The sequence below is a fragment of the Paraburkholderia sp. HP33-1 genome, from assembly GCF_021390595.1.
Taxonomy (GTDB): domain Bacteria; phylum Pseudomonadota; class Gammaproteobacteria; order Burkholderiales; family Burkholderiaceae; genus Paraburkholderia.
Genome location: NZ_JAJEJR010000001.1, coordinates 2,499,036 through 2,526,007 on the forward strand (window position 1 = coordinate 2,499,036; position 26,972 = coordinate 2,526,007).

Genomic DNA, 26,972 nt, shown 5'->3' on the forward strand with positions numbered 1-26,972 from the left:
CGGCAAGCCGCCCCGCTCACTGTCCCGCGATCGTCATCCGCTCGATCAGCACCGAGCCGGTCTGCTTGGTGCCGCGCGTGATCGTATCCGCGCCGATCGCGACGATATGGCGGAACATCTCCTGCAGCGTGCTCGCGACCGTGATTTCCTCGACCGGATACTGGATCTTGCCGTTCTCGACCCAGAAGCCCGACGCGCCGCGCGAGTAGTCGCCGGTCACGTAATTGACGCCCTGCCCCATCAGCTCGGTCAGCAGGAGACCCGTGCCGAGCTTCTTCAGCATCGCCTCGAAGTCGTCCTCGGGACGCGTGCTCGAACTGAGCAGCGACAGGTTGTGCGAGCCGCCCGCGTTGCCGGTGGTCTTCATGCCGAGCTTGCGCGCCGAGTAGGTGGACAGAAAGTAGCCCTCGACGACGCCGTCCTTGACGACCGAGCGCTGGCGCGTGCGCACGCCTTCCTCGTCGAACGGCGCGCTGCCCATCGCGCGCGCGACATGCGGATCTTCGACCACCTGCACGTGCGGTGCGAACACCGGTTTGCCGAGGCTGTCGACGAGAAACGAGGTCTTGCGATACAGCGCGCCGCCGCTCGTCGCCTGCACGAACGCGCCGAGCAGGCCCGCCGCGAGCGGCGCCTCGAACAGCACGGGGACCTTGCGCGTGTCGAGGCCGCGCGCGCCGATGCGCGCCAGCGCGCGCTGCGCCGCGTAACGGCCGACCGCTTCCGGATCGGCGAGTTCGTCGGCGCTGCGCGTCGATGTGTACCAGTCGTCGCGCTGCATATTGCGGCCGCTGCCGGCGATCGGCGCGCACGCGATGTAGTGGCGCGAATACGGATAGCCGGCAAGGAAGCCGCGCGAGGTTGCCAGCACGAACTGCGAGTGCTGCGCCGACACGCTCGCGCCCTCGGAGTTCTTGATCTGCGGATCGGTCGCGAATGCGGCGTCTTCGGCGCGGCGCGCGATCTCGACCGCTTCGTCGGCCGACAGATTCCACGGGTGATACAGATCGAGGTCGCGCGGCGCGGTTTCGAGCAACTCGGCTTCGGCGAGGCCCGCGCAATCGTCTTCGGCGGTGAAGCGCGCGATGTTGTAGGCGGCCGCGACCGTGTCCTTCAAGGCCTGCGGCGAGAAGTCCGAGGTGCTCGCGTTGCCGCGCTTGTTGCCGATGAACACCGTCACGCCGACCATCTTGTCGCGGTTGTGCTCGATCGTCTCGACTTCGCCGCGCCGCACGGAGACGGACAGGCCGTCGCCCTCGGAAATCTCGGTCGCGGCGTCGGTGCCGCCGAGCGCCTTCGCGTGACGGAGGATGTCCGAGGCGATTTCCTTGAGTTCATCCTGGGTATGCGGAAAAAAGCGCTGCTTGACGTCCATGTCTGCTGCCATTGTGGTTGCCGTCCTGTTGGGGCCGCGCGGCCCTGGGTATGCGCACCGTATTCGGCGCAGGCGCGCGGGTGCGGGATAAATGCATCCCGCGATCATAGCAAGGTACGCGCCGCCGCGGGTCAGGCTGGCGCGGCAAGTTACAATACCGGCATGACACGCAAAACCCGCATTCAAACGATCGAATCCGTCGTCACGGAAGTCGACGAAAACGGCTACGATCGTCCGAGCAAGTCCCAGGTCAAGCGCGAAATGCAAGCGCTCCAGGATCTGGGCTCGGAACTCGTCGCGCTGCCGAAAGACGCGCTCAAGCGCATGCCGATGCCCGAAAAGCTCGACGAAGCCGTGCGCGAAGCACGCCGCATCACCGACTTCGAAGGCAAACGCCGCCAGATCCAGTACGTCGGCCGCGTAATGCGCTCGCTGCTGGACACGGAAACCGCCGCGCTGCGCACCGCGCTCGACACCTACAAGGGCATCAACAAGTCGGAAACGGCGAAACTCCACTGGATCGAGCGCACCCGCGAAAAACTGCTTGCCGACGACGCCGCACTGACCGAGTTCATCCGCCGGCATCCGAGCGCCGACCCGCAGCAGGGCCGCACGCTGATCCGCAACGCGCGCAAGGAAGCGGAGCAGAGCAAGCCGCCGCGCTACTTCCGCGAGCTGTTCCAGTGGATCAAGAACGCGGCCGGCGCGGACGACGAAGCCGAAGACGCGCAGGACGCCGGCCTCGCTCCGGAAGACGACGATGACAACCGCGACGCCTGATCAACGTAGGCAACGTACGCACCCCGACGAAATCGTGATCGGCCTCGTGTCGATCAGCGACCGCGCATCGACGGGCGTGTACGAGGACAAGGGCATTCCGGCGCTACAGGAGTGGCTCGGCGCGGCATTGAGCTCGCCGTGGCAGGTCGTCACGAGATTGATCGCCGACGACGCGCCGACCATCTCGGCCACGCTGATCGAATTGATCGACGAAGTGGGCTGCGATCTGGTGCTGACGACCGGCGGCACCGGCCCGTCGCGCCGCGACGTGACGCCCGAGGCGACGGTCGCGGTGGCGACGAAGGAGATGCCCGGCTTCGGCGAGCAGATGCGGCAGATCAGCCTCAATTTCGTGCCAACCGCGATTCTGTCGCGCCAGGTTGCGGTGATCCGCGAAACGGCGGGGCACGCCGCGCTGATCATCAACCTGCCCGGCCAGCCGAAATCAATCAGGGAAACGCTGGAAGGCCTGCGCGATGACGGCGCGGTCAAGGTGTCGGGGATTTTCGCGGCGGTGCCCTACTGCATCGACCTGATCGGCGGGCCTTACGTGGAAACCAACGCCGACGTGGTCAAGGCGTTCCGGCCGAAGAGCGCGCAACGCGCGCCGCGGCAGGACTGAGGCTTATTGAGCGCTCGCAGCCGCATCCGGCGGCGACGGCACGAGGAAATGCTCGCGGTAGTACTTCAGCTCGTCGATCGATTCATGGATGTCGGCGAGCGCGGTGTGCATCGCGCGCTTCTGGAAGCCCTTGTAGATGACCGGCTGCCAGCGCCGGCAGAGTTCCTTGAGCGTGCTCACGTCGAGGTTGCGGTAGTGGAAGAAGCTCTCCAGATCCGGCATCCAGCGCGCCATGAAGCGGCGGTCCTGACAGATCGAGTTGCCGCACATCGGCGACTTGCCCGGCGGCACATACTGGCCGAGGAACTCGCGGATCTGCGCGGCGGCGTCGGCCTCGCTGACCGTCGACGCCTTCACGCGATCGATCAGTCCCGAGCGGCCATGCGTGTTCTGGTTCCACTCGTCCATCTTCGCGAGCGTTTCATCGCTCTGATGAATCGCGAGTACCGGGCCTTCGACCATCCTGTCGAGCGTCGAATTCGTCACCACCACCGCAATCTCGATGATGCGGTCGGTGTCGGGCTCGAGCCCGGTCATTTCCATGTCCAGCCAGACGAGATTCATGTCGCTGCGCACGAGCGGCGGCTGTTCGGTGGATGCGAGGATGTCAGTCATGAAGGCAACCCTGAGGGCCGCGCGGCGGGCTTCGCTGGAAACCCGCGCGACACGGCATGTGTTCGTTTGAAATGGATTCGCGTGGTTCGGGCCGGCCCGGCCGCGCTGACGCGTCGCCTCGGACCGCTGCCTGGAACTGTTGCGTTGAACCGGTGCGTTAAACCGTATCTCCTGCCGCGAGACAGGAAGAAACATATAATTCTCGCATAGATACCACGGAATCCCCGGATGCCTACCCTGTACTTCACCGCCCTGTTCGTCGTCGCCGTCGTCGCGATGGTCGGCACCAAACTCTGGCTCGCGTCGCGGCAGATCCGCTTCGTCGTCGCCCATCGCGAACAGGTGCCAAACCAGTTCGCGAACACCATCGCGCTCACCGCGCACCAGCGCGCGGCCGATTACACGGTCGAGCGCACGCGGCTCGCGATGGTCGAGATCGTGGTCGGCGCGGCCGTGCTGATCTGGCTCACGCTGCTCGGCGGCGTGCAGACGCTCGATCTCGCGATCTCCGACTGGCTCGGCCGCGGCTACGTCGGCCAGATCGCGCTGGTTGCCGCAGTGATCGCCATCACGAGCGCGATCGACCTGCCGTTCGATTACTACCGGCAGTTCGTCATCGAACAGCGCTTCGGCTTCAACCGCATGAGCAAAAGCCTGTTCTTCTTCGACCGTCTGAAGAGCGCGCTGCTCGGCATCGCGTTCGGCCTGCCGCTGCTGTTCGTCGTGCTGTGGCTGATGAACCGCGCCGGCAACCTGTGGTGGTTGTGGGCCTGGGTGGTGTGGATCGCGTTCCAGATGTTCGGCCTGCTGATTTTCCCGACCTTCATCGCGCCGTTGTTCAACAAGTTCGAGCCACTGAAGGATGAGGCGCTCGTGACCCGCATCGAGGCGCTGATGCATCGCTGCGGCTTTGCCGCGAAGGGCCTGTTCGTGATGGACGGCAGCCGCCGTTCGGCGCACGGCAACGCATACTTCACGGGCTTCGGTGCGAGCAAGCGCATCGTGTTCTTCGACACGCTGCTCGCGCGCCTGTCGGGCCGCGAGATCGAAGCGGTGCTCGCGCACGAGCTCGGCCACTTCAAGCGCCGTCACGTGATGAAGCGCATGCTCGTCACGTTCGCGATCAGTCTCGCGATGCTCGCGCTGCTCGGCTGGCTGACGCAATGCGTGTGGTTCTACGAGGGGCTCGGCGTGCGGCCGTCGCTGGTCGGCGGCAACAGCGGCCTCGCGCTCGTGCTGTTCTTCCTCGCGCTGCCGGTGTTCATGTTCTTCGTCACGCCGCTCGGCAGCCTCAGCTCGCGCAAGCACGAGTTCGAAGCCGACGCGTTCGCGGCGACACAAACCGACGCGCAGGATCTCGTCAACGCACTCGTCAAGCTGTACGAGGACAACGCGTCGACGCTGACGCCCGATCCGCTCTATACCGCGTTCTACTACTCGCATCCACCGGCCTCGCAGCGGATCGACCGACTGCTGCGACACGCATGAACGGCCGCGCTCCGAAGAAAACGTCGCGTGGCGCGCAAGCCGCGGCGTCCGGCCCGCACGGCGCTCGCACTGGCGGCCTCGTGGTGGCCGCGCATGGCCGCCACTATCTGGTCGCCCCCGAAGATGGCGGCGCGCTGCTGCAATGTTTCCCGCGCGGCAAACGCAGCGAGGTCGCGGTCGGCGACCGCGTGATCTACGAGCCGACCTCGGCGGATCAGGGCGTGATCGTCGAGATCGGCGAGCGGCGCAATCTGCTCTATCGCTCGGATCAGTACAAGTCGAAGCTGTTCGCCGCGAACCTCGATCAGCTATTGATCGTGCTCGCAACTGAGCCGCATTTCAGCGAGGATCTGCTCGGCCGCGCGCTTGTCGCCGCTGAGGAGAACGCGTTGAAGCCGCTGATCGTGCTGAACAAGATCGACGTCACCGCCGCTCTGGACGGCGCGCGCAAGCGGCTCGAACCGTATCGCGCGCTCGGCTATCCGGTGCTCGAAGTGTCGATCCGCATGCAGCCCGAGGCGGCACGCGCGACGTTGACCGAACATCTGCACGGACACGCGACGCTGCTGCTCGGCCAGTCCGGCATGGGCAAATCGACGCTCGTGAACCTGCTGATTCCCGATGCCGAAGTCGCAACGCGCGAGATCTCGACCGCGTTGAACAGCGGGCGTCATACGACTACGTTCACGCGTCTCTATCCGCTGCCGGAGTCGGATGGCGCGGTCACCGTGAACGGCACGGCCGGCGCGCTGATCGACTCGCCGGGCTTCCAGGAATTCGGCCTGCACCATCTGACCGAAGGCCGGCTCGAACGCGCGTTCCCCGAGTTCCGGCCGCTGCTGCCGAACTGCCGCTTTTACAACTGCCATCATCTGCACGAGCCTGGCTGCGCGATCCTCGAAGCGGTCGCCGACGGCCGCATCCGCCGCGAACGGCATGCGCTGTATGCGCAGCTCGTGCACGAGGCGAGCCAGATCGTCCGCTGAGATGAAACTGATGCGCGCGCCGAACCTGATCATCGGACAGCACTGGGTCAATGTGCTGGAGACCGCGGGCATCGCGTGCGAGTTGCACAACCGTTATCTGAACGGCGCGCTCGGCGAGATTCCGGCCGATCAGTGCGCGCCGGAGCTATGGCTCGTCGATGAACGCGACGAGGCGATCGCGCGGCGGCTGATCGAAGCAGCATCGCGAGGGCCCGCGCCGGGTACGCCTGGATGGCAATGTGAGCAGTGCGGCGAGATGCTCGAGGCGCAATTCACCGTGTGCTGGCAATGCGGAACCGCGCGGAATCCGCTGACGGGGTGAAGCGCGGTCGGGAATTGAAAGAGCCGGGGGACGCCCGGCTTTTTTGCGCGCTGTTACGCTAACCACATGCCCACGTCACCCGACCCACACCGCGATCGTCAGCATCAACAGCAGGATCATCCACAACACGACCGCGCGCCATACGAGCCCGACCGCCGATTGCAGAGTGCGTGGCGTGCAGTCGTCGCCGACCTGCATCGGACCGCCGTCACCGGTGGCTAGCGCGTCGAGGCTCGACGGTTCAGCGAGCGGGCCGGCCAGACGCGCGCCGAGCGCTCCGCTGCCCGTCGCGAGCAGCACGCCGTCGTTCGTATCGGGCCACTGCCGCGCATGATTGCGCCACGCGTAAATCGCATCCTCGAAATTGCCGACGATCGCAAAGCCCATCGACGTCAGCCGCGCCGGCACCCAGTCGATCACGAAGAACGCGCGCTGCGCGAAGCTCGAAAACGCGACGGTGCGGTCGTCGGCCGGCCGCGCCCATGCGCGCGCCAGATACTCCGCGCAACGGTACAACACCGCGCCGGCGGGACCGACCGGAATCAGGAACCAGAAGAACACGCCGAATACATGACGGTGCGACGCGACCACCGCATGGATCAGCGTATGACGCACGATCTCGCTGACCGGCATGTCGACCGTATCGAGCCCGGTCCATTCGTTGAGAATTTCGCGCGCGCGCGGCACGTCGTCGTTGTTCAACGCGAGGTGGATGTCGGTGAAGTAATGGCTGAACTGCCGGAAGCCGAGCGTGAAGTACAGCACCACGACGTTCCACAGAAATGCGAGCAGGAAGTGGATGTGATACAGGACGTAGTAGACAAGCGCGACCGCGAGCGTCCAGGGCACCACCACCACGAGCCACGCGAGCAGACCGTGGCGTTGCTTGCCGGCATCGAATCCTTGCGCCGCCGACTCCGCATGATATTGAAGCAAAGCGGACACCGGATTGTTCGGCGACAACGCGCGTACCTGTTCAATGATCAGAGCCAGCAATACGGAGAAAAAAGTCATGCGATGCGCCGTGCTTTTTAAGTTTTTACGATTGTTTTATAACGATAGCACAGGGTCGGATGAGTCTGAGTGCGCCGGCTGACAAAGCGCCAACCAGTGCGTCGTTCGCGCAACTGCGCATCGACGACACGTCGATGCGAGTCGGGTCGCTCATGCGGCGAGGAAACGATACAGGTTGCGCAGCATCGCGGCCGTCGCGCCCCAGATGAAATGATGGCCGCCTTGCACGGCAGCTGGTGTCGCCGTCTGCGTGCCGCGCTGCCCGGCGCGCGGATACGGCATCGCGAAGAAGCGGCGCTCGCCGCCTTCATAGCGAAACAGGCGCTCTTCGTGGTTGGCCGGGTCCATCAGGAACGCGAGCGGCACTTCGAAGACCTCGGCCACTTCAAGCGTGTCGATTTGCAGCGAGAACGGTGGATGCACAAGAGCGATGACCGGCGACACGCAAAAGCCGGTACCCGTCAGATAGTCGGGCAACGCGCCGAGAATTTCGACGCGCGACGCATCGAGGCCAACCTCCTCGCGCGCTTCGCGCAGCGCCGTTGCAGTCGCATCGGCGTCGAACGGTTCCTGACGGCCGCCGGGGAAACTCACCTGGCCGGCGTGATCATTCAGATGGTCGGCGCGCTGCGTGAGCAGTACCGTGAGGCCGTGCGCACGGACGACGAGCGGCACCAGCACCGCGGCCACGCGCGGATCGAGTTCGGTATTGCGCCACGGCGCATCGGCAATTTTCTCGGGCGTCCAGGCAAGCTGCCGTTCGAAGCGCGCCCGTAGTGCATCGGGCGTCAGACGCTCGCCCGCGACCGGTGGCAGATCGGCGCCCGTCGCAATGACAGGCAGGGTTTCGGGCTCGAAAACAGGGCGGATCAACGGGTCTCTCAGATGAGCGGGGACATGTCGCTATTTTGACCTGGCCAACAAAAAAGCACCCGCGAGGGGTGCTTTTTCTTACAGCATTTACGCTTGGGAAGGAGCGCGGTCCTTCGAGACCAGCTTTTCCTTGATTCGAGCCGACTTGCCCGAACGCTCGCGCAGATAGTACAGCTTCGCACGACGCACATCGCCGCGACGCTTGACGACGATGCTTGCCAGCAGCGGCGAATACGTCTGGAACGTACGCTCGACGCCTTCGCCCGACGAAATCTTGCGGACGATGAACGACGAATTCAGACCACGGTTACGCTTGGCGATCACGACGCCTTCGTAAGCCTGCACACGCTTACGCGTGCCTTCAACCACGTTCACGCTGACGATGACCGTATCGCCCGGACCAAAATCCGGAATGGTCTTTTCGCCGAGAACGCGCGCGATTTCTTCCTGCTCGAGTTTTGCAATCAGATTCATCACTGACTCCTAGATCCATCTTGTCGGCGTTCGTACCTGCCTCACGCGGTTACTGCGTTCGGCTACGGCCCCGATAGAGGATGGGTTCACATCTGGCACCGCACACGCATGTACGGCACCGCCTTGTGTCCGCTCGAAAGACCGAGGCCTCAGGCCGTCGGTTCTTCCTTCGCGAGACTTGTGAGCCACGCCTCGTCGGCACGGCTCAGCATTCTGTTTTTTCTGGCCTTCACGATCAGATCGGGCCGCTTGTTCAACGTGTTACGAAGCGCTTCACGCCGCCGCCACGCTTCGATTTCCGCATGATGGCCGCCGAGCAGCACATCTGGTACCCGCACGCCCTCGTACTCCTCGGGACGCGTGTAGTGCGGACAATCGAGCAGCACGTCGACGAAGCTGTCCTGCACCGCCGACTGCGAGTCGTTCAGCACGCCAGGCAACTGACGCACGACTGCATCCATCAATGCCATCGCAGGCAACTCGCCACCCGACAGCACGAAGTCGCCAAGGCTGACTTCCTCGTCGACTACACGGTCTAGCAGACGCTGGTCGATCGCTTCGTAACGCCCGCACAACAGGATCAGACCGGGTTCGGCCGCGAACTTCATCACGCGCTCGTGATTCAGCGTGGCGCCTTGCGGCGACATCATCACGACGCGCGATGCGCCCATGCCCTGCTCCGACTGCGCCGCCTTCGCGGCGTTGATCGCGTCTTCGAGCGGCCGGGCCAGCATGACCATGCCGGGGCCGCCGCCGTACGGGCGATCGTCGATCGTGCGGTAGTTGTCGGTCGTGAAATCGCGCGGATTCCACGTACGCAACCCATAGCGCTGCTGTTTCGCGGCCCGGCTGGTTATGCCCCAGTCGGTCAGCGCGCGGAACATTTCTGGAAAGAGCGTCACGACATCGAACTGCATCGCTCTCCCCCTTCAACGAAAGATTTCAATAGTCAGCTTCCCAGTCGACGACGATCTGCTTTGCCGCCTGGTCCACCGTTTTGACAAAGACGCCGACGAACGGGATCATGCGCTCGCCTACGACCGGCTTGCCGTTTTTGTCGGTAGCCGGATATGCGATGCGCAGCACCGACTGCGCGCCATTGTCGATCATGCTGGCGACCTTACCGAGGTTGAGCCCGGCGAGATTCACCACATCCAGGCCGATCAGATCGACCCAGTAGAATTCGTCGGCATCGAGCGCCGGAAATTCGCTGCGGCTGACGTACACGCGCGAGCCGCGCAACGCCAGCGCCACATCGCGGTCAGCGACGCCGCCCAGATGGGCAACCACGCTGTCGCTATGCGTTTTGGCCTGCAAGGACGGCGCCGATCTGCGCTCCTGGCCTTTCATCAGCCACCAGCGCTTCGCGCTCAGCAAGGCCTCGCCGCCCTGCCCGGCATCCGCGTGCGCGGCCACCTTGACCCAGCCTTTGAGACCATAAGCGTCGACGATTGCGCCGACCTCGACCGCATCGGCCGGCCAGCTTGCCGCCGTTTCGATGCGCATTTCTGCAGCTTCGGAATCGGCGTTCGCGACATTGACTTGCGCCTCTTTCGCCTTGCCGTCGGTTCGTTCGACCGGCTTGCGGACGAATGTGCCGAACGACACCTGACCAGACGCCTTTGCGCGCGAAGCCGCCTTGGCGCGACCAGAACTGCCGGAATCACGCTCAGACATCGAATAACCTCGACAACAACTTCGCAGCCTGCTTTGGCGTCTGCTTCAGTAAAACAATTTGCGCATCGGGCTGCTCACGCAAGCTGCGCGAGCCGTCGGCCACACCGACGACGATACGCGTGCGGGCCGCCATATCAAGCAGCCGGCTGCGCCTTTTGCGCTTCCTTCACGAGACGTTCGACGGTCGGCGACAGTTGCGCGCCAACACCTTGCCAGTACGTCAGGCGATCCTGAGCGATACGCAGGGACTCGCCCTTCGTAGCGACCGGATTGTAAAAACCGACGCGCTCGATGAAGCGGCCGTCACGACGGCTGCGCGAGTCAGTGGCGACGATGTTGTAGAACGGGCGCTTCTTGGAGCCGCCACGAGCCAAGCGGATGATGACCATACTAGAATCCTTGAAAACCGGGGTTCGGAACGACTGAAACACGCGATTATAGCGGGAAACCGACGCCATAACAAACACTTACCGGGATAAACTGCGGAACGGGACTACCCCGGCCTTCCACAAGAGGTGTGTGAACCCGCTCAAACGCCCGAATTTCCTGAAGGAGCGCCCGTGCAACGCCAGCCGATCCTGCCGTTTCTCTCCACTCTTTTTGTTTTTTTCGTGCGCATTGCCGGACTTGCGTGCACCGCGCGTAACCGGATTCTACGTGGGGCCGCGAGCGCGTTGCTCGCCGCACAGGCGTTGACGGCGACCGCCACGCTGCCCGTCGAGAAAATCAAACTGCCGCCGGGCTTTCACATCGAGGTGTTGTCGGACGACGTGCCGGGCGCGCGCGCGATGACCCTGTCACCCAAAGGCATTCTCTATGTGGGCAGCATGGATGGGCGCGTCTACGCGCTCGAACTGCGAAACGGCCGCCTGACGGGTCGCCACGTGATCGCGTCCGGGCTGCAGATGCCCGTCGGCGTCGCGTGGCATGACGGCGCGTTGTATATGTCGGCCGTGTCGAAAATCGTGCGCCTCGATGCGATCGACTCGCATCTGAACGATCCACCGAAACCCGTCGTCGTCACCGACAAGCTGCCCTCGGAGGCGCATCACGGCTGGAAATTCATCGCGTTCGGCCCGGACGGCAAGCTGTACGTGCCGCAAGGGGCGCCGTGCAACATTTGCGAGAGGGATCCGGACCGCTTTGCGCTGATTGGTCGCATGGACCCGGACGGCAGCCACTACGAAGTCGTCGCGCGCGGCATCCGCAATTCGGTCGGCTTCGCGTGGCACCCGGTCACGCACGAACTGTGGTTCACCGACAACGGTCGCGACCTGCTCGGCGACGATATTCCCAACGACAAGCTCAACCGCGCGCCACGGCTCGGCATGAATTTCGGCTTTCCGTACTGTCACGGCGGCGACACGCCCGACCCCGAATTCGGCAAGGATCATCCGTGCAGCGAATTCACGCCGCCGGTGGTCAAGCTGGGCGCGCACGTTGCGTCGCTTGGCATGCGCTTCTACGACGGCCCAATGTATCCGGCCGACTATCGCAACAACATCTTCATCGCCGAGCACGGCTCGTGGAACCGCAGCAAGAAGGTCGGCTACCGGGTCGTGCGCGTGATCACCGACCCGGACGGTAGCCACGCGCACGAGCAAGTCTTTGCCGAAGGCTGGCTGCAACCCGGCGAATCGGTCTGGGGCCGCCCCGCCGACGTGCTGCCGCTGCCAGACGGTTCGCTGTTGATCAGCGACGATACTGCCGGTGCGATCTATCGCGTCACCTATTCGTCGCCTTAGCGCGCGGATACATGCAGCAGGTTCCGCAGAACGGCTGCCCTCGCTGCACGTTCACCCGCGACATGTCCATCAATGCGCCGCAGGCGTAGAATGCGCGTCGGTCCGCGCCCCGCGGCGCGGCGCTCCTTTCGACCGCCTGTTACTCTGCCCACGCGTTCATGTCCACCGTAGCCTCGACTTCCCCGCGCTTCAGATCCAAGACGCTCACCGCCGCGTTGGCGTTCCTGTTCGGCAGCCTCGGCGCCCACCGCTTTTATTTGTACGGCACGCGGGACATATTCGGCTGGGCGCATCTGCTCGGCACGCTAATCGGCATTCCCGGCGTGATGCTGCTGATCTCGACCGAACGCGCCTCGATCCTCGGCTGGGTACTCGCTTCGATCGGGGCAGTTTCGCTGTTTGCCGCGTTTCTGGCGGCGCTCGTCTACGGGCTGCGTCCGGATCAGAAATGGGATGCGCAATTCAACTCCCACACGCAACGCAAAAGCCGCTCCGGGTGGACGGTCATCTTCGTCGTGATCTTTTCGCTGCTGATCGGTGCGTTCCTGCTGATGACCGGTCTCGCGCTCGCGTTCCAGACCTACTTCGAAAGTCAGGTGGAAGCGGCCAAAGCGATTTCGCAGTGACACCCATCGCGGAACGAGCAAACGTCCAGCCCGCTAGAAAAGCCTAAGTTGCGGATTGTCGCGCGCCGATGCGGTTGTGTGCTCGGGGCGCGACGGCTCGATCCGCTGGAAGTGCGACATGTCGAGAATGCCGCGCTCGCGTTCGTTTAGCCCCAAACGGCGCACGGCCTTGTGAAAGCGCTGCCTGAGCAGATCCGCCCATAGACCCTCTCCCTTCATGCGGGTCGAGAATGACGAGTCGTAGTCCTTGCCGCCGCGCATGTCGCGCACACGGCTCATCACGCGTTCGGCCCGATCCGGGAAATGTGCGCTCAGCCAACCCTTGAACAGCGGCGCGACCTCCCAAGGTAACCGCAGCACGATATAGCTCGCGTTGCTGGCGCCCGCTTGCGCGCACGCTTCGAGCACGCGTTCCATGTCCGGTTCGGTGACGAACGGAATCACCGGCGCGATGCTGACGCCGACCGGAATGCCCGCCTCGCTTAGCGTGCGGATCGTGCGCAGCCGGCGCGATGGTGTAGCCGCGCGCGGTTCGAGCGTGCGCGCGATATCGGCGTCCAGCGTGGTGATCGTGATCGCCGCCATGAACTGCCCGCGCTCCGCCATCGGCGCGAGCAGGTCGATGTCGCGCTCGATCAGCGACGATTTGGTGATCGCCGCGAACGGGTGATTGCGCTCGCCGAGCACCTCGATGACACGACGCGTAAGACGCAAGTCGCGTTCGGCCGGCTGCCACGCGTCAGTGGCAACGCCGAGCGCGATCGGCTCGGGTACATACGATTTCTTCGACAGCTCCCGCTCGAGCAGTTCCGGCGCGTTGATCTTCGCGTAGATGCGGCTTTCGAAATCGAGCCCCGGCGACAACCCCAGATAGCTGTGGGTAGGCCGCGCAAAGCAATAGATGCACCCGTGTTCGCAGCCGCGATACGGATTCAGCGACACACTAAACGGAATGTCCGGTGACGCGTTGCGCGTGAGGATTGTTTTCGCACGCTCCTCGAACACCTGCGTGCGCAGGGGCGTCGGCTCGCCGTCTTCCTCGGCCGTCTGCCAGCCGTCGTCGACGGCTTCGCGCTGGTCGAGTTCGTAGCGGCCTTGCAGGTTCGTGACCGCGCCGCGCCCCTTGCGAGGCGCCGGCGGCGCGATCGGATATTCCGGAATGTCAGGAGGGTCGGGATCATCCACGGCGGGCCACGCTAAGAAACGCGAACAGGAAATGCAAAAAGAAGACGACGCAAAACACCTGTATAAATATACAGTGTTTACGCCGTTTGTCGAGCATTTCGTTGGTCGCGTGATGCGCGGCCAGCGCCGTCAGCGAGTCGGCACTTACTCGCCGACTGCGATCGTCAGCGTCTCCTTGATTTCCTCCATCACCACATAGCTCTTCGACTGCACTGCGCCCGGCAGCTGGAGCAGGATGTCGCCGAGCAGCTTGCGGTAATCGGCCATTTCGCCGATGCGCGCCTTGATCAGATAGTCGAAATCGCCCGACACGAGGTGGCACTCGAGCACCTCGGGGATCTTCTGCACCTCGCGCCGGAACAGGTCGAACATGTTGCCGCTCTTGTGATCGAGCGTGATCTCGACGAACACGAGCAGCGCCGCGCCCAGCTCGGCCGGGTTCACGCGCGCGTAATAGCCGGTGATCACGCCGTCGCGCTCCATCCGCTTGACCCGCTCGATGCACGGCGTGACCGACAGCCCCACCTGCTCCGCCAGGTCCTTCATCGCCATTCGGCCGTCCTGCTGCAGGAGCCGCAGGATCTTGTGATCGAGCTTGTCGAGAGCCCGCACGGGCTGGCGCTGGGTACGCATGGTGTTTTTGCTGAAAATGATGAAAATACGATAACAAAACCTGCATCAATGTTAATAGTATAGCGGTTAACACTGGGCAAACAGCATTTCACTGTGCGTTGCAGCTCGTTGAGTCGAATCAGATCGAATCCAGCGACGAGCACCTTGCCCTCACTCACTTTTCTGATTATCTGGAGCAGCTATGCGAGTCGTCGTTTTGGGCAGTGGCGTCGTCGGGGTGACGACCGCGTATTACCTCGCGCGCGCGGGTCACGAAGTAACCGTGATCGATCGCGAGGCCGGCCCAGCGCTCGAAACCAGCTTTGCCAACGCGGGCCAGATCTCGCCGGGCTACGCGTCGCCGTGGGCCGCGCCGGGCGTGCCGCTGAAGGCCGTCAAGTGGATGTTTCAGAAGCACGCGCCGCTCGCGATGCGCCTCGATGGCACCGCGTTCCAGCTGCAATGGATGTGGCAGATGCTGCAGAACTGCACGGCGTCACGCTATGCGGTGAACAAGGGCCGCATGGTGCGGCTCGCCGAATATAGTCGCGACTGTCTGCAGGCGCTGCGCGCGGACACCGGTATCCAGTACGAAGGCCGCACCGGGGGCACGCTGCAGGTGTTCCGTACGCAGCAGCAGTTCGACGGTGCCGCGAAAGACATCGCCGTGCTGCAGGAAGCCAACGTGCCGTATGAGCTGCTGTCGGCGGACGAACTCGCGAAGGCCGAACCGGCGCTCGGCGCGGTGTCGCAAAAGCTCACGGGCGGCCTGCGTCTGCCCGGCGACGAAACCGGCGACTGCCAGATGTTCACGACGCGCCTCGCTGCGCTCGCCGAAGAGCTGGGCGTCAAGTTTCGCTACAACACGTCGATCGACGCGCTCGCGATGGCAGGCGGCCGAATCGCCGGCGTGCAATGCGGCGCTGAGCTGGTGCGCGCGGATTCGTTCGTCGTCGCGCTCGGCTCGTACTCGACGCGCTTCCTCGACGGCATCGTGAAGATTCCGGTTTATCCGCTGAAGGGCTATTCGATCACAGCGCCGATCGTCAACGCGGCGGCCGCACCGGTATCGACCGTGCTCGATGAGACTTACAAGATCGCGATCACGCGCTTTGATGACCGGATTCGCGTCGGCGGCATGGCCGAGATCGTCGGCTTCGACAAATCGCTGCGCCGGGCGCGTCGCGAAACGCTCGAGCTGTGCGTGAACGACCTGTTCCCGGGCGGCGGCGACACGTCGAAGGCGACGTTCTGGACCGGTCTGCGGCCGATGACGCCGGACGGCACGCCGATCGTCGGCCGCACGCCGGTGCCGAACCTGTTCCTGAACACCGGCCACGGTACGCTCGGCTGGACGATGTCGTGCGGCTCGGGCCAGTTGCTCGCCGACCTGATGTCGGGCAAGCAGCCGGCAATCCGCGCGGATGATCTGTCGGTCCATCGCTATCTCGGCGAGACCGTGGGCGAGCATCGGCCGGCGTATGCGTGAGTTGGAGTGCGTACGCTGAAGCGGCCCTCGCCTCAGCGCAAACCGTAAACTGAATCACCAAAAACAAACGGCGCCTCGCGAGGCGCCGTTTGCATTTCAATGCCGAAGCGTTCAGCTAAACGTGCTGCCGCGACAGCGGCATCAACGCACGCTCAGAACTGATCCTCCGACAACGCCAGCACGCCCTCGCCCCCCTTCGCGTTGACGATCGCCACTTCAAGCGCCGTCGCCTGCGGCAGCACGTGCTCGGCGTAAAACCGCGCGGTCGCGATCTTCGCGTCATGGAACGCGGGATCCTCGTCGCGCCGGGCCGCCGCGGCAAGCTGCGCGCGCGCCATCTGCCAGCCGCCGAGCACGATGCCCGCGAGCTTCAGATACGGCACGCTGCCCGCGAACACCGCATTCGGATCGCCCTTCGCATTCACGACGACGAAATCGACGACCGCGCCCAGCGCGCGTTGCCCCTGCGCGAGCTGCGTCTTCATCGACGCGAACGCCGCGCCCTGCTGCGCGCCAAGCGCCTGAACCGTTTCGGCGATGCCAGCAAGCAGTTGCTTCGCGATCTTGCCGCCATCGCGCAACGTCTTGCGGCCGATCAGATCGTTCGCCTGAATCGCGGTCGTGCCTTCGTAGATCGGCAGGATGCGCGCATCACGGTAGTACTGCGCGGCGCCGGTTTCCTCGATGAAGCCCATGCCGCCGTGCACCTGTACGCCGAGGCTCGTCACGTCGATCGACAGCTCCGTGCTCCAGCCCTTCACGATCGGCACCAGGTATTCGTAGATCGCCTGGTGGTTCGCGCGCGTCGCCTCGTCCGGATGACGATGCGCGACGTCGCAATGCGATGCCGCGACATACGCGAGCGCGCGCGACGCCTCGGTGAGACTGCGCATCGTCGACAGCATGCGGCGCACGTCCGGGTGCTGGATGATCGCGACCGACTGCTTCGCGGAGCCATCCACAGGACGGCTCTGCACGCGCTCTTTCGCATACGCGACCGCCTTCTGGTACGCACGATCCGAGATCGCAACCCCTTGCATGCCGACCGCGAAACGCGCGGTGTTCATCATGATGAACATGTACTCGAGGCCGCGATTTTCTTCGCCGATCAGCTGGCCGATCGCGCCGCCGTGATCGCCGAACTGCAGCACCGCGGTCGGGCTCGCCTTGATGCCGAGCTTGTGCTCGATCGACACGCAATGGACGTCGTTGCGCTCACCGAGCGAGCCGTCCTCGTTGACGAGGAACTTCGGCACGAGGAACAGCGAAATGCCTTTCACGCCTTCGGGCGCGTTCGGCGTGCGCGCGAGTACGAGATGGACGATGTTCTTCGCCATATCGTGCTCGCCCCACGTAATGAAAATCTTGGTGCCGAACAGCTTGAACGAACCGTCGCCCTGCGGCTCGGCGCGCGTGCGCACGAGCGCGAGATCGGAGCCGGCCTGCGGCTCGGTCAGGTTCATCGTGCCGGTCCATTCACCGGAGAGCAGTTTCGGCACGAAGGTCTGTTTCTGCGTTTCGCTACCCGCCGTCAATAGCGCTTCGATTGCGCCGTCGGTCAGCAAAGGACACAACGCGAACGACAGATTCGACGCGTTCAACATTTCGACGCAGGGTGTTCCGATCAGCTTCGGCAGCCCCTGCCCTTCGTACTCGAGCGGATGCTGCACGCCTTGCCAGCCGCCCTCGGAGAACTGGCGGAACGCGTCCTTGAAACCGGGCGTCGCGGTGACGACGCCATCCTTCCAGGTGCTCGGATTGCGATCGCCGTCGACGTTCAGCGGCGCGAGCACTTCGCCGCACAGTTTCGCCGACTCGTCGAGCACAGCCTGCGCCGTGTCGAGGTTGGCGTCTTCGAAGCCAGGCAGCTTCGCGATGTCTTCGAGTCCGGCCAGTTCTTTCATCACGAACAGCATGTCCTTGATGGGCGCCGTATAGCTCATTTCGGTTCTCCTCCGTTGATATGAAAAAAGGGCGCGGGACTTGGTCGGTCCTGCGCCCTTCGCGTGTTGTCGGCGGCCCCTTTCAGGCGCCGCGGCGCTTAGCCGAGTTCGCGCACGAGTTCCGGCACGACGGTGAAGAGATCACCGACGAGGCCGTAATCGGCGACGCTGAAAATCGGCGCTTCTTCGTCCTTGTTGATCGCGACGATGACCTTCGAATCCTTCATGCCCGCGAGGTGCTGGATCGCACCCGAGATGCCGACCGCGACGTACAGTTGCGGCGCGACGATCTTGCCGGTCTGGCCGACCTGGTAGTCGTTCGGTACGAAGCCCGCATCGACCGCCGCGCGCGATGCGCCCAGTGCCGCACCGAGCTTGTCCGCCAGCGGTTCCAGAACCTTCGTGTAGTTCTCGCCGTTGCCCAGACCCCGGCCACCCGACACGATGATCTTCGCGCTCGTCAGTTCCGGACGGTCGAGCTTCGTGACTTCGCGGCTCACGAACTGCGAGATGCCCGTATCGGGTGCCGCTTCGATCTTTTCGACCGCTGCGCTACCACCTTCAGCTGCAACTGCGTCGAAACCGGTCGAGCGCACCGTGATGACCTTGACCGGATCCGCTGATTGAACCGTCGCGATTGCGTTGCCCGCGTAGATCGGACGCTCGAACGTGTCGGCGCTATCGACTGCGGTGATGTCGCTGATCTGCGCGACGTCGAGCTTCGCGGCAATACGCGGCGCGATGTTCTTGCCGTAAGCGGTCGCCGGCGCGAGGATGTGCGTGTAGTGCTTCGCGATGTTCAGCACCGTGGCTTCGACGTTTTCCGCGAGGCCTGCAGCCAGTTGCGGCGCGTCGGCCAGCAGCACCTTGCTCACGCCCGCGATCTTCGCGGCCGCATCCGCTGCGGCCTGCGCGTTGTGACCCGCCACCAGCACGTGAATGTCACCGCCGATCTTCTGTGCCGCTGCGATCGTATTGAGCGTCGCGGCCTTGATCGACGCGTTGTCGTGTTCTGCAATTACCAGGTTCGTCATTTCTTGCGTCTCCTCACAGCACCTTGGCTTCGGTCTTCAGCTTCTCGACCAGCGTCTTCACATCCGGCACCTTCACACCGGCGGAGCGCTTCGGCGGCTCGGCGACCTTCAGCGTCTTCAGACGCGGCGTGACATCGACACCGAGGTCTACGGGCTTGACCGTTTCCAGCGGCTTCTTCTTCGCCTTCATGATGTTCGGCAGCGTGACGTAGCGCGGCTCGTTCAGGCGCAGATCGGTCGTCACCACCGCGGGCAGCGTCAGCGACAGCGTTTCCGCGCCGCCGTCCACTTCACGCGACACGGTTGCCTTGCCGTCAGCCACCACCACTTTCGAGGCAAAGGTTGCCTGGGGCAGATTCGCGAGCGCCGCCAGCATCTGGCCGGTCTGGTTCGAGTCGTCGTCGATCGCCTGCTTGCCCAGTATGACGAGCGAAGGCTGTTCCCTGTCGACCAGCGCCTTGAGCAGCTTCGCGACTGCCAGCGGCTGCAGGTCTTCGTTCGATTCGATCAGGATTGCGCGGTCCGCACCGATCGCGAGCGCGGTGCGCAGCGTTTCCTGCGCCTGCGTCACACCCGCCGACACAGCGATCACTTCGGTCGCGACGCCCGCTTCCTTCAGACGCACGGCCTCTTCAACCGCAATTTCGTCGAACGGGTTCATCGACATCTTCACGTTGGCGATATCGACACCCGTACCGTCCGACTTCACACGGACCTTCACGTTGTAGTCGACCACTCTTTTCACTGGCACCAGAATTTTCATGCACACGCTCCAAAGTTACGAATACGTCAACCCGTCGAACATTATAGCGACTGCCTTCATGGCAGCCCTGTCACGGGTGCTTTGCGGGAGGATATCGCTCCTCAGTGGCGTGACGGCAATATCGAACGATCGTTCTATTTTAATCTCCAAAAAACCCGGGAGACAACCCCGGGTTCCGACTCAGAACTCTAATTTCGCATTGCCGTCGTGTTCTGCGAGATCCGCGGGCCGTTGCTTCACCAGGAGGTGATCACCGAGCCGCCGAATTTGCTGTCGACGAACTGCTTCACTTCCGGCGAGTGGTACGCCGCGACGAGCTTCGCGACCCACGGCTTGTTCCTGTCCGCCTCGCGGATCGCGATGATGTTCACGTACGGACCCTTCGGGTCTTCGATCGCGATGGCATCCTGCTTCGGCTTCAGGCCCGCTTCCATCGCGAAGTTGGTGTTGATCGCGGCGGCGTCGACGTCGCCCAGCGAACGCGGAATCTGCGCCGCGTCGAGCTCGACGATCTTCAGCTTCCTCGGATTGTCGACGATATCGAGCGGCGTCGCCTTCAATCCCGCATCGGCGCGCAGCTTCAGCAAGCCCTGTTTTTGCAGCAGCAGAAGCGCGCGGCCGCCGTTGGTCGGATCGTTCGGCACCGCGATCTTCGCGCCCTGCTGCAGTTCGGCGAGCGTCTTCACCTTCTTCGAGTAGATACCCATCGGGTACGTGACCGTATCGGCGATACGGATCAGCTTGTAGCCGCGATCCTTCACCTGCGCCTGCAAGTACGGGTCGTGCTGGTAGCTGTTCGCGTCGAGATCACCGCTCGCGAGCGCCGCATTCGGCTGCACGTAATCGGAGAATTCGACGATCTTGATGTTTAGACCGTTCTTCGCAGCGACCGTCTTTACGACGTCCATGATCTGCGCGTGCGGGCCGCCGGTGACGCCGACCTTGATCGTGTCTTCGGCATGCACCGCAGTAGTGGCGAACAGAGAAGCCGCGCCGAGCGCCGCGGCCAGCTTGAGAATGAAGCGACGTTGCACGATGGACCTTTTCCGAATCTCTATGGGCGGGCTTCCGAACACCCTTGTCTATTTATGGCTCAAACGACGCACGAGCCAATCTCCAAACGACTGCACCAGTTGCACGAACACGATCAGGATCAGCACGACCGCGAGCATCACTTCCGGCAGGAACCGCTGGTAACCATAGCGGATGCCGAGGTCGCCAAGACCGCCGCCGCCGATCGCGCCGGCCATCGCCGAATAGCCGACCAGCGAAACGAACGTGATCGTCAACCCGGCGACCACGCCCGGCAGCGATTCCGGCAGCAGTACCTTGAAGACGATCTGGCTGGTAGTCGCGCCCATTGCCTGAGCGGCCTCGATCAGCCCGCGGTCGACTTCGCGCAGCGCTGTCTCGACCAGACGCGCGATGAACGGCGCGGCGGCGATCGTCAGCGGCACGATCGCCGCCGCGGTGCCGATCGACGAACCGACGACGAGCCGGGTAAACGGAATCACCGCGACCAGCAGGATGATGAACGGTGTCGAGCGCACCGCATTGACGATCATGCCCATCACGCGATTCACCGCGACGTTTTCGAGCACGCCCTGGCGGTCGGTCAGATACAGCAGCACGCCGAGCGGCACGCCAACCACGGCTCCGATCAGTCCGGAGATGCCCACCATGATGAGCGTCTCCCAGAACGACTGGACGAACATATCGAACATTTCACTCAACATGCGAGAGCTCCTCCACTACGACACCCTGCTCACGTAAAAACGTGATCGCCTGCGCGACCTGCGCCGGATCGCCACCCGCCAGAACCGCGAGCGAGCCGAACGCCTGCCCCTGGATCTCGTCGATCTGGCCGTGCAGGATATTGAAGTCGAGCTCGTAGCGGCGAATCGTCTCCGACAGAATCGGCTGATCGACCCCCGAGCCGGTGAACGCGAGGCGCAACAGATGACCGCTACCGGTCTTCAGGCGCTGCGCGACGCGCGCCTTCATGGCGGGCGGCAACTCCTGCGCGATCACGTCGCCGATCAGCGCGCGCGTGACTTCATGGCGCGGCTGCAGAAACACGTCGATCACCTTGCCCTCTTCGACGACGCGGCCTGCGTCGAGCACCGCGACACGATCGCAGACCTGCTTGATCACGTCCATCTGGTGCGTGATCAGCACGATCGTCAGGTTCAGTTCGCGGTTGATGCGCTTGAGCAGATCAAGAATGGCGCGCGTGGTTTCAGGGTCGAGCGCGGAAGTCGCCTCGTCCGAGAGCAGCACCTTCGGCTTGCTGGCGAGCGCACGCGCGATACCCACTCGCTGCTTCTGGCCGCCGCTGATCTGGGCCGGATAGCGGTCCTTCTGCGCCGACAGGCCGACGAGCTCGAGCAGCGGCAGCACGTTCGCTTCGATTTCGTCGCGCTTCATGCCGGCCAGCTCGAGCGGCAGCGCGACGTTCTCGTACACGGTACGCGACGACAGCAGATTGAAGTGCTGGAAGATCATGCCGATCTCGCGACGCGCATCGCGCAGTTGCGCGGCGGGCAGCGTCGTCAGATCAAGACCGTTGACGAGGATGTTGCCCTCGGACGGGCGCGTCAGCAGATTGATCGTGCGCACGAGCGTGCTCTTGCCCGCGCCGCTGCGGCCGATGATGCCGAACACCTCGCCCGCGGGAATTGACAGATTGATGTTGTGCAGCGCCTCGACCCAGCCCCGGGGTCCGGCGAAGCGCTGGGAAACATTGCGTATTTCGATCATGGACAAACGAAAACGGCGGAGGCTGCCGGCGAGCATGGTGCTCCCGACAAGCGGCCGCCGTCTCTTTTATTGGGATTTGAGGCCGCCATTCTACCGCAGCGCCGACATACCCTTTAATAATCAATTCCGATCTTTTCATAACCTGAGGGCATTAGAGGCGCGCCTTGTGTGCAAAGGTCACGCGCCTCGCGCCGCTACGACTATGATCGGGCCACCTACCTTGCGCACAGGCCGCCGCCATGCAGAATTCCCCGAGCCACACCGTGCGCGCGAGCGCCGGCCGCCTCAATCAAGACGCGCCGCAGCGCGCCTCGGTCACGACCGGCGATGGCATCGAGTTGCCGCTCTACCGCTGGCGGCCAAGCGGCCCGACACGCGCGACGGTCGCGCTGCTCCACGGTCTCGCCGAGCACGCCGGCCGCTATGCCGCGGTCGCGGGCCGGCTCAACGCGGCGGACATCGAGCTCGTCGCGATCGATCTGCGCGGCCACGGCCACGCGCCCGGCAAGCGCGCCTATGTGAAACGCTTCGACGACTATCTGCTCGACGCGCAGGCTTTGCTCGACGCCGCCGCGCAAAGCTGCGCGCCGCTTTTCCTGATGGGTCACAGCATGGGTGGCACGATCGCCGCCCTGTACGCGATCGAGCGCCTCGACGCAACCGGCCGGCGCTTGAGCGGGCTGATCCTGTCGAGCCCCGCCCTCGTGCCGGGCCGCAACGTACCAAAGTGGCTGCTCGCGCTAAGTCAGGTGATCAGCCGCATCTACCCCGGCTTCCCGGCGATGAAGATCGACCCCGCGCTGCTCTCGCGCCTTCAGCCGGTGGTAAAGGCCAACCTCGACGACCCGCTCGTGCATCACGGCGCGATACCGGCGCGCACGGGCGCCGAGCTGCTGCTCGCGATGGCGCGCATCGAACGCGGTCGCGCGGGACTGCGCATGCCGCTGCTGGTGTTTCATGGCACCGATGACAAACTGACCGAGCCCGATGGCAGCCGCGCGTTTGGCGAGCACGCGGGTTCACCGGACAAGACGCTCACGTTGCACGAGGGTAGCTATCACGAGACGATGAACGACCTCGATCGCGATCGGGTGATCGAGGCGTTGGTCGAATGGATTGAAAAGCGGGCGCTGGGAAGGAGCTGAGCAGTCGCGGCGCTGGCCGCCGCCGACTACCGCCGCCACTGCGGCGCGCGTTTGTCGATAAAAGCCTGCACGCCTTCGAGTGCCGAGTCGTCCATCATGTTGCACGCCATCGTCTGCCCGGCGAGCTGGTACGCGGCTTCGATGCCCATCTCGAGCTGCCGGTAGAACAGCCCCTTGCCCGCACTGACCGCTTCGACCGGCTTCGCGCAGATGCTCGCGGCAAGCCGCGCGATTTCGTCGTCGAGCGCATCGGCTGGGGCGACGCGGTTCACGAGTCCCTGCTGGCGCGCTGCGGCGGCGTCGATGAAATCGCCGGTCAGCAGCATTTCTAGCGCGGCCTTGCGCGACAGGTTGCGCGACAGCGGCACCGACGGCGTCGCGCAGAACAGGCCGAGGTTCACGCCCGACACGGCGAAGCGCGCGGTATCGGCGGCGACCGCGAGATCGCACATCGCGACGAGCTGACAGCCGGCCGCCGTCGCGATGCCATGAACTCGCGCGATCACCGGCTGCGGCATGCGCTGGACCGTCATCATCAGCTTCGTGCAGCGCGCGAACAGCTGCTGGTAGTACGCGAGCGAAGGCGCCGCACGCATTTCCTTCAGGTCGTGTCCCGCGCAGAACGCGCGGCCCGCACCGGCGATCACGACCACGCGCGCAGCGCTCTTCGCGATATCGGTCAGGGTCTGCTGCAGTTCGTCGAGCAGCGCTTCGGACAGCGCATTGAACGCATCGGGCCGGTTCATCGTCACGCGCACGACGCCCGGCACGCGATACGCGTCGTGTTCGATCGTGACCAGCGAGGTGTCGTCGCTACTGGCAGGGCCGGCGCTCATGGTTCGCTCCTCGGTGCGTGAATGTCGATCCGCGATCGTCGGCCTTCGAACCGCCGCCGCGCGCGGACAGGTACCCTCAGATCTCCGCCAGCGCCCGCACGTGCGCGACCACGCTGCGGCCGAGCGCCGACAGGTTGTAGCCGCCCTCGAGACAACTGACGATGCGCCCGCGCGCGTAGCGCCGCGCGATCTCACACATCTGGCCGGTGATCCACGCGTAATCGTCTTCGACGAGCCCCATGTTGCCGAGGTCGTCCTCGCGATGCGCGTCGAAGCCGGCCGAAATGAACAGCATCTCCGGCCTGAACTCGTGCAGGCGCGGCAACCACAGCAGGTCGACCGCCTCGCGCACCGCCATGCCGTTCGAGCGCGCCGGCATCGGCACGTTGCACATGTTGGGCGCCTGATTGTCGGCGCCGGTGAACGGATAGAACGGATGCTGGAAGATGCTGCACATCAGCACGCGCGGGTCGCCCGAAAACGCCGCCTCGGTGCCGTTGCCGTGATGAACGTCGAAGTCGATGATCGCGACGCGCGCGAGTCCGTGCACGTCGAGCGCGTGGCGCGCGGCGATCGCGACGTTGTTGAAGAAGCAGAAGCCCATCGCGCGCGCCGGCTCCGCGTGATGGCCCGGTGGCCGCACACTGCAGAACGCGTTGTCGTAACGGCCTTCGATCACCGCGTCGGTGGCGGCGACCGCCGCGCCCGCCGCGCGCAACGCGGCCTGCCACGTGTGCGGGTTCATCGACGTGTCGGGATCGATCTCGGCCATGCCCGCGACGGGCGAGCGGCCGCGGATGTAATCGACGTGCGCCTGCGTATGCACGCGCAGCAGCGCGGTCTCGTCGGCGAGCGGCGCCGACTCGCGCTCGATCAGCGCGTCGATGCGGCTCGCGATCAGTTGATCCTCGATCGCCTGCAGGCGCGCGGGACACTCGGGATGCCACTGCCCCATGTCGTGCAGCAGACAGTCGGTGTGGGAATAGAAGCCGGTTGCCATAGTTTCTGTTGTGCGTCTTTTCTACGGCGCGGCGCATGGACTGCGCGCGCGGCGTGTCTCCGTCGAGCGGCGCGCGCCCCGGCGCGCCAATATTCGTCAAGTTACCACACGACGCCGCTGTCGCTCATTCGGCACGGTTTTGCAGAAGCCGTCGGGTATACTGCCCCGACCCGTTACTCGCCGTTTCGTTCCCGCCGCTTCCAGTCTCTCACGCATCGCGCTCACTGCTCACCATGACCGTCAAGCTTGCTCTGTCCGCACGATCCACACGCAACCGGCCTCGCCTCGGCACCCTCGCCGCCTCACTGACCGTCGCATCGTGCATGTTCATCGCAGCGAGCCCCGCGAGCGCGCAAAGCGCCACGAAGAAAGCGCCGGTGCTGGTCGCGCAAAGCCAGCCGCAGCAGCCAGTACCGCAAGGACAGACGTTCGAGGAAGAGATCATTCCGCAGCGCTACGCGAACAACGCAAACGTCGATGCATTTATCAACGAGATGGTCGCGCGCTACGATTTCGACGAAGCGTCGCTGCACGCGCTATTTGCCGGCGTGAGCTACTCGGCGACCGCGGTGAAGCTCGTCACGCCGTCGCCGACGCCGTCGATCAAGAACTGGCGCTCGTATCAGGCGCGCTTCCTGGAACCGGTGCGTGTGAATGCCGGCGTGCAGTTCTGGCGCGAGAACCGGGCCACGCTGCAGCGCGCGTATCAGGAGTTCGGCGTGCCGCCGGAGGTGATCGTCGGCATCATCGGTGTCGAGACGATCTACGGCCGCTACATGGGCAACTTCCGCGTGCTCGATGCGCTGACCACGCTGAGCTTCGATTATCCGAACACCGCGAATCGCGCGGACCGCCAGGCGACCTTCCGCAAGAATCTCGAAGACTACCTGGTGTGGACGCGCGACGCGCAGATCGACCCGACCACGGTGCTCGGCTCGTACACGGGCGCGATTGGCATTCCGCAGTTCCTGCCGAGCAGCATCGTGCAATACGCGGTCGACTACGAAGGCAACAAGCGTATCGATCTGCGCGCGAGCGAGGCCGACGCGATCGGCAGCGTCGCGAACTATCTGCGGCAGAACGGCTGGGAAAGCGGCCGCCCGGTGGTATGGCGAATTGGCTCGGACGCGGGCAGCCTCGGTGTCGCGCAAGCGGCGGCCAATGGTGAGCCGGAGCCGCACTGGCCGCTCGACCAGTTGCTGCGCGCCGGGCTCGTGCTGAACGAGCAGAACGTCGACATTGCGTCCGAAGCGGGCACGCCGGTCACGGTGGTCGATCTGCCGTCTCCGGGACGTGGCACGGAATTCGTGCTCGGCCTGAAGAACTTCTACGTGCTCACGCGCTACAACCGCAGCTTCTTCTATGCGCTCGCGGTGTATCAGCTCGGTCAGAAGGTCAAGGCGCAGATGGAAGCGATTGATGCGGCGAACGCCGCAAAGGCGCTCAACAACGGCGGCGCGTCGCAAGGTCAAGCGGATCAGACGAACTCCGATTCGCAGTGAGTCACGCCGCGAGTCGCTACACGCTCCTCGTGTTGAAGGATGTAAAAAAAGCGCCGGCTCGACCGGCGCTTTTCGTTCGATTCGCGCGCCCATGAAGGCGCCCGGC

The 26,972-nt window shown here is 64.3% G+C and carries 29 protein-coding genes; 10 read left to right on the forward strand and 19 right to left on the reverse strand.

Annotation, left to right across the window (positions count from 1 at the left end; all coding sequences use genetic code 11):
- Positions 1 to 16: 16 nt before the first annotated feature.
- Positions 17 to 1,387 carry a metalloprotease PmbA gene (gene pmbA, locus L0U81_RS11340; RefSeq protein ID WP_233802669.1) on the reverse strand — a complete coding sequence of 457 codons (1,371 nt, stop codon included), beginning with the start codon at positions 1,385 to 1,387 and terminating at the stop codon, positions 17 to 19.
- 150 nt (positions 1,388 to 1,537) lie between these two features.
- Here pmbA and yjgA point away from each other — a divergent pair, with 150 nt between their 5' ends.
- Positions 1,538 to 2,155, forward strand: a complete 618-nt coding sequence (gene yjgA / locus L0U81_RS11345) for a ribosome biogenesis factor YjgA (protein WP_233802671.1) — start codon at positions 1,538 to 1,540, stop codon at positions 2,153 to 2,155.
- On the forward strand, positions 2,136 to 2,777 hold the full coding sequence (gene mog / locus L0U81_RS11350; protein ID WP_233802673.1) for a molybdopterin adenylyltransferase: 642 nt from the start codon (positions 2,136 to 2,138) through the stop codon (positions 2,775 to 2,777). The genes yjgA and mog overlap by 20 nt, the downstream gene beginning before the upstream one ends.
- 3 nt (positions 2,778 to 2,780) lie before the next feature.
- On the opposite strand, the gene orn is transcribed toward mog, so the two are convergent.
- A complete protein-coding gene (gene orn / locus L0U81_RS11355; RefSeq protein ID WP_233802674.1) occupies positions 2,781 to 3,392 on the reverse strand; it encodes an oligoribonuclease in 612 nt (203 codons plus the stop codon).
- Positions 3,393 to 3,620: 228 nt separating this feature from the next.
- On the opposite strand from orn, the gene L0U81_RS11360 reads away from it, so the two are divergent.
- The 3 genes from L0U81_RS11360 to L0U81_RS11370 are packed head-to-tail and all read left to right on the forward strand — an operon-like array spanning position 3,621 to position 6,188.
- On the forward strand, positions 3,621 to 4,880 hold the full coding sequence (locus L0U81_RS11360) for a M48 family metallopeptidase (protein ID WP_233802675.1): 1,260 nt from the start codon (positions 3,621 to 3,623) through the stop codon (positions 4,878 to 4,880).
- The gene (gene rsgA, locus L0U81_RS11365) at positions 4,877 to 5,866 is read left to right on the forward strand and encodes a ribosome small subunit-dependent GTPase A (protein WP_233802676.1); all 990 of its coding nucleotides are present in this window, start codon (positions 4,877 to 4,879) and stop codon (positions 5,864 to 5,866) included. Before L0U81_RS11360 ends, rsgA begins: the two co-directional genes overlap by 4 nt.
- A gap of 1 nt (position 5,867) precedes the next feature.
- Positions 5,868 to 6,188: a putative signal transducing protein gene (locus L0U81_RS11370; protein ID WP_233802678.1), complete on the forward strand. Its 321-nt coding sequence runs from the start codon at positions 5,868 to 5,870 to the stop codon at positions 6,186 to 6,188.
- 75 nt (positions 6,189 to 6,263) lie between these two features.
- Here the strand turns inward: L0U81_RS11370 and L0U81_RS11375 are convergent, their stop codons facing one another.
- The 7 genes from L0U81_RS11375 to rpsP all read right to left on the reverse strand — a co-directional run bounded on the left by L0U81_RS11375 (position 6,264) and on the right by rpsP (position 10,615).
- The gene (locus L0U81_RS11375) at positions 6,264 to 7,202 is read right to left on the reverse strand and encodes a CobD/CbiB family protein (protein WP_233802680.1); all 939 of its coding nucleotides are present in this window, start codon (positions 7,200 to 7,202) and stop codon (positions 6,264 to 6,266) included.
- Positions 7,203 to 7,352: 150 nt separating this feature from the next.
- Positions 7,353 to 8,075: an NUDIX hydrolase gene (locus L0U81_RS11380; RefSeq protein ID WP_233802682.1), complete on the reverse strand. Its 723-nt coding sequence runs from the start codon at positions 8,073 to 8,075 to the stop codon at positions 7,353 to 7,355.
- An 87-nt stretch (positions 8,076 to 8,162) separates the two neighbouring features.
- Complete coding sequence (rplS, locus tag L0U81_RS11385; protein WP_233802684.1) at positions 8,163 to 8,549, reverse strand: 50S ribosomal protein L19; 387 nt, start codon at positions 8,547 to 8,549, stop codon at positions 8,163 to 8,165.
- A gap of 149 nt (positions 8,550 to 8,698) precedes the next feature.
- Positions 8,699 to 9,466, reverse strand: coding sequence for a tRNA (guanosine(37)-N1)-methyltransferase TrmD (trmD, locus tag L0U81_RS11390; protein WP_233802686.1), 768 nt, complete (start codon positions 9,464 to 9,466; stop codon positions 8,699 to 8,701).
- Between the two features lie 25 nt (positions 9,467 to 9,491).
- On the reverse strand, positions 9,492 to 10,226 hold the full coding sequence (gene rimM, locus L0U81_RS11395; RefSeq protein ID WP_233802688.1) for a ribosome maturation factor RimM: 735 nt from the start codon (positions 10,224 to 10,226) through the stop codon (positions 9,492 to 9,494).
- Positions 10,219 to 10,359, reverse strand: a complete 141-nt coding sequence (locus L0U81_RS11400) for a hypothetical protein (protein WP_233802690.1) — start codon at positions 10,357 to 10,359, stop codon at positions 10,219 to 10,221. The genes rimM and L0U81_RS11400 overlap by 8 nt, the downstream gene beginning before the upstream one ends.
- A gap of 1 nt (position 10,360) precedes the next feature.
- Positions 10,361 to 10,615 carry a 30S ribosomal protein S16 gene (rpsP, locus tag L0U81_RS11405; RefSeq protein ID WP_013090118.1) on the reverse strand — a complete coding sequence of 85 codons (255 nt, stop codon included), beginning with the start codon at positions 10,613 to 10,615 and terminating at the stop codon, positions 10,361 to 10,363.
- Positions 10,616 to 10,786: 171 nt separating this feature from the next.
- On the opposite strand from rpsP, the gene L0U81_RS11410 reads away from it, so the two are divergent.
- Together L0U81_RS11410 and L0U81_RS11415 are read left to right on the forward strand one after the other, a co-directional pair.
- On the forward strand, positions 10,787 to 11,971 hold the full coding sequence (locus L0U81_RS11410) for a PQQ-dependent sugar dehydrogenase (protein WP_442793401.1): 1,185 nt from the start codon (positions 10,787 to 10,789) through the stop codon (positions 11,969 to 11,971).
- A 158-nt stretch (positions 11,972 to 12,129) separates the two neighbouring features.
- A complete protein-coding gene (locus tag L0U81_RS11415) occupies positions 12,130 to 12,597 on the forward strand; it encodes an NINE protein (protein WP_233802691.1) in 468 nt (155 codons plus the stop codon).
- 33 nt (positions 12,598 to 12,630) lie between these two features.
- On the opposite strand, the gene L0U81_RS11420 is transcribed toward L0U81_RS11415, so the two are convergent.
- Together L0U81_RS11420 and L0U81_RS11425 are read right to left on the reverse strand one after the other, a co-directional pair.
- Positions 12,631 to 13,782, reverse strand: a complete 1,152-nt coding sequence (locus tag L0U81_RS11420; RefSeq protein WP_233802693.1) for a PA0069 family radical SAM protein — start codon at positions 13,780 to 13,782, stop codon at positions 12,631 to 12,633.
- Positions 13,783 to 13,926: 144 nt separating this feature from the next.
- The gene (locus L0U81_RS11425; RefSeq protein ID WP_090801287.1) at positions 13,927 to 14,415 is read right to left on the reverse strand and encodes an Lrp/AsnC ligand binding domain-containing protein; all 489 of its coding nucleotides are present in this window, start codon (positions 14,413 to 14,415) and stop codon (positions 13,927 to 13,929) included.
- A 181-nt stretch (positions 14,416 to 14,596) separates the two neighbouring features.
- Between L0U81_RS11425 and L0U81_RS11430 the strand changes: the two genes are divergently transcribed.
- Complete coding sequence (locus L0U81_RS11430) at positions 14,597 to 15,883, forward strand: D-amino acid dehydrogenase (RefSeq protein ID WP_233802695.1); 1,287 nt, start codon at positions 14,597 to 14,599, stop codon at positions 15,881 to 15,883.
- Between the two features lie 152 nt (positions 15,884 to 16,035).
- Here the strand turns inward: L0U81_RS11430 and L0U81_RS11435 are convergent, their stop codons facing one another.
- From L0U81_RS11435 to L0U81_RS11460, 6 genes are all read right to left on the reverse strand, one after another.
- Positions 16,036 to 17,826, reverse strand: a complete 1,791-nt coding sequence (locus tag L0U81_RS11435; RefSeq protein ID WP_233802697.1) for an acyl-CoA dehydrogenase — start codon at positions 17,824 to 17,826, stop codon at positions 16,036 to 16,038.
- Between the two features lie 98 nt (positions 17,827 to 17,924).
- Positions 17,925 to 18,860: an electron transfer flavoprotein subunit alpha/FixB family protein gene (locus tag L0U81_RS11440; RefSeq protein WP_233802699.1), complete on the reverse strand. Its 936-nt coding sequence runs from the start codon at positions 18,858 to 18,860 to the stop codon at positions 17,925 to 17,927.
- 13 nt (positions 18,861 to 18,873) lie between these two features.
- On the reverse strand, positions 18,874 to 19,623 hold the full coding sequence (locus L0U81_RS11445; protein ID WP_233802701.1) for an electron transfer flavoprotein subunit beta/FixA family protein: 750 nt from the start codon (positions 19,621 to 19,623) through the stop codon (positions 18,874 to 18,876).
- A gap of 236 nt (positions 19,624 to 19,859) precedes the next feature.
- Complete coding sequence (locus L0U81_RS11450; RefSeq protein WP_233802703.1) at positions 19,860 to 20,657, reverse strand: MetQ/NlpA family ABC transporter substrate-binding protein; 798 nt, start codon at positions 20,655 to 20,657, stop codon at positions 19,860 to 19,862.
- 48 nt (positions 20,658 to 20,705) lie between these two features.
- Positions 20,706 to 21,359, reverse strand: coding sequence for a methionine ABC transporter permease (locus tag L0U81_RS11455; RefSeq protein WP_233802704.1), 654 nt, complete (start codon positions 21,357 to 21,359; stop codon positions 20,706 to 20,708).
- A complete protein-coding gene (locus L0U81_RS11460) occupies positions 21,349 to 22,383 on the reverse strand; it encodes a methionine ABC transporter ATP-binding protein (RefSeq protein ID WP_233802706.1) in 1,035 nt (344 codons plus the stop codon). The genes L0U81_RS11455 and L0U81_RS11460 overlap by 11 nt, the downstream gene beginning before the upstream one ends.
- A gap of 239 nt (positions 22,384 to 22,622) precedes the next feature.
- Between L0U81_RS11460 and L0U81_RS11465 the strand changes: the two genes are divergently transcribed.
- Positions 22,623 to 23,528 (forward strand): alpha/beta hydrolase, encoded by a 906-nt coding sequence (locus tag L0U81_RS11465; RefSeq protein ID WP_233802708.1) that lies wholly within the window; start codon positions 22,623 to 22,625, stop codon positions 23,526 to 23,528.
- A 26-nt stretch (positions 23,529 to 23,554) separates the two neighbouring features.
- On the opposite strand, the gene L0U81_RS11470 is transcribed toward L0U81_RS11465, so the two are convergent.
- Positions 23,555 to 24,364: an enoyl-CoA hydratase gene (locus L0U81_RS11470; protein WP_233802710.1), complete on the reverse strand. Its 810-nt coding sequence runs from the start codon at positions 24,362 to 24,364 to the stop codon at positions 23,555 to 23,557.
- A 76-nt stretch (positions 24,365 to 24,440) separates the two neighbouring features.
- Positions 24,441 to 25,364, reverse strand: coding sequence for a histone deacetylase family protein (locus L0U81_RS11475; RefSeq protein WP_233802712.1), 924 nt, complete (start codon positions 25,362 to 25,364; stop codon positions 24,441 to 24,443).
- A gap of 323 nt (positions 25,365 to 25,687) precedes the next feature.
- Between L0U81_RS11475 and mltB the strand changes: the two genes are divergently transcribed.
- On the forward strand, positions 25,688 to 26,866 hold the full coding sequence (gene mltB / locus L0U81_RS11480; RefSeq protein WP_233802714.1) for a lytic murein transglycosylase B: 1,179 nt from the start codon (positions 25,688 to 25,690) through the stop codon (positions 26,864 to 26,866).
- Positions 26,867 to 26,972 lie beyond the last annotated feature (106 nt).

Coding starts and splice junctions, on each gene's coding strand:
- yjgA (WP_233802671.1), top strand. CDS start 1,538: ATGACACGCAAAACCCGCATTCAAACGATCGAATCCGTCGTCACGGAA.
- L0U81_RS11400 (WP_233802690.1), bottom strand. CDS start 10,359: ATGGCGGCCCGCACGCGTATCGTCGTCGGTGTGGCCGACGGCTCGCGC.
- L0U81_RS11430 (WP_233802695.1), top strand. CDS start 14,597: ATGCGAGTCGTCGTTTTGGGCAGTGGCGTCGTCGGGGTGACGACCGCG.
- L0U81_RS11475 (WP_233802712.1), bottom strand. CDS start 25,364: ATGGCAACCGGCTTCTATTCCCACACCGACTGTCTGCTGCACGACATG.
- L0U81_RS11415 (WP_233802691.1), top strand. CDS start 12,130: ATGTCCACCGTAGCCTCGACTTCCCCGCGCTTCAGATCCAAGACGCTC.
- L0U81_RS11425 (WP_090801287.1), bottom strand. CDS start 14,415: ATGCGTACCCAGCGCCAGCCCGTGCGGGCTCTCGACAAGCTCGATCAC.
- L0U81_RS11435 (WP_233802697.1), bottom strand. CDS start 17,826: ATGAGCTATACGGCGCCCATCAAGGACATGCTGTTCGTGATGAAAGAA.
- rimM (WP_233802688.1), bottom strand. CDS start 10,226: ATGTCTGAGCGTGATTCCGGCAGTTCTGGTCGCGCCAAGGCGGCTTCG.
- rsgA (WP_233802676.1), top strand. CDS start 4,877: ATGAACGGCCGCGCTCCGAAGAAAACGTCGCGTGGCGCGCAAGCCGCG.
- rpsP (WP_013090118.1), bottom strand. CDS start 10,615: ATGGTCATCATCCGCTTGGCTCGTGGCGGCTCCAAGAAGCGCCCGTTC.
- pmbA (WP_233802669.1), bottom strand. CDS start 1,387: ATGGCAGCAGACATGGACGTCAAGCAGCGCTTTTTTCCGCATACCCAG.
- L0U81_RS11375 (WP_233802680.1), bottom strand. CDS start 7,202: ATGACTTTTTTCTCCGTATTGCTGGCTCTGATCATTGAACAGGTACGC.
- mltB (WP_233802714.1), top strand. CDS start 25,688: ATGTTCATCGCAGCGAGCCCCGCGAGCGCGCAAAGCGCCACGAAGAAA.
- L0U81_RS11465 (WP_233802708.1), top strand. CDS start 22,623: ATGCAGAATTCCCCGAGCCACACCGTGCGCGCGAGCGCCGGCCGCCTC.
- L0U81_RS11370 (WP_233802678.1), top strand. CDS start 5,868: ATGAAACTGATGCGCGCGCCGAACCTGATCATCGGACAGCACTGGGTC.
- L0U81_RS11470 (WP_233802710.1), bottom strand. CDS start 24,364: ATGAGCGCCGGCCCTGCCAGTAGCGACGACACCTCGCTGGTCACGATC.
- L0U81_RS11455 (WP_233802704.1), bottom strand. CDS start 21,359: ATGTTGAGTGAAATGTTCGATATGTTCGTCCAGTCGTTCTGGGAGACG.
- L0U81_RS11440 (WP_233802699.1), bottom strand. CDS start 18,860: ATGACGAACCTGGTAATTGCAGAACACGACAACGCGTCGATCAAGGCC.
- L0U81_RS11445 (WP_233802701.1), bottom strand. CDS start 19,623: ATGAAAATTCTGGTGCCAGTGAAAAGAGTGGTCGACTACAACGTGAAG.
- rplS (WP_233802684.1), bottom strand. CDS start 8,549: ATGAATCTGATTGCAAAACTCGAGCAGGAAGAAATCGCGCGCGTTCTC.
- orn (WP_233802674.1), bottom strand. CDS start 3,392: ATGACTGACATCCTCGCATCCACCGAACAGCCGCCGCTCGTGCGCAGC.
- mog (WP_233802673.1), top strand. CDS start 2,136: ATGACAACCGCGACGCCTGATCAACGTAGGCAACGTACGCACCCCGAC.
- L0U81_RS11360 (WP_233802675.1), top strand. CDS start 3,621: ATGCCTACCCTGTACTTCACCGCCCTGTTCGTCGTCGCCGTCGTCGCG.
- trmD (WP_233802686.1), bottom strand. CDS start 9,466: ATGCAGTTCGATGTCGTGACGCTCTTTCCAGAAATGTTCCGCGCGCTG.
- L0U81_RS11460 (WP_233802706.1), bottom strand. CDS start 22,383: ATGATCGAAATACGCAATGTTTCCCAGCGCTTCGCCGGACCCCGGGGC.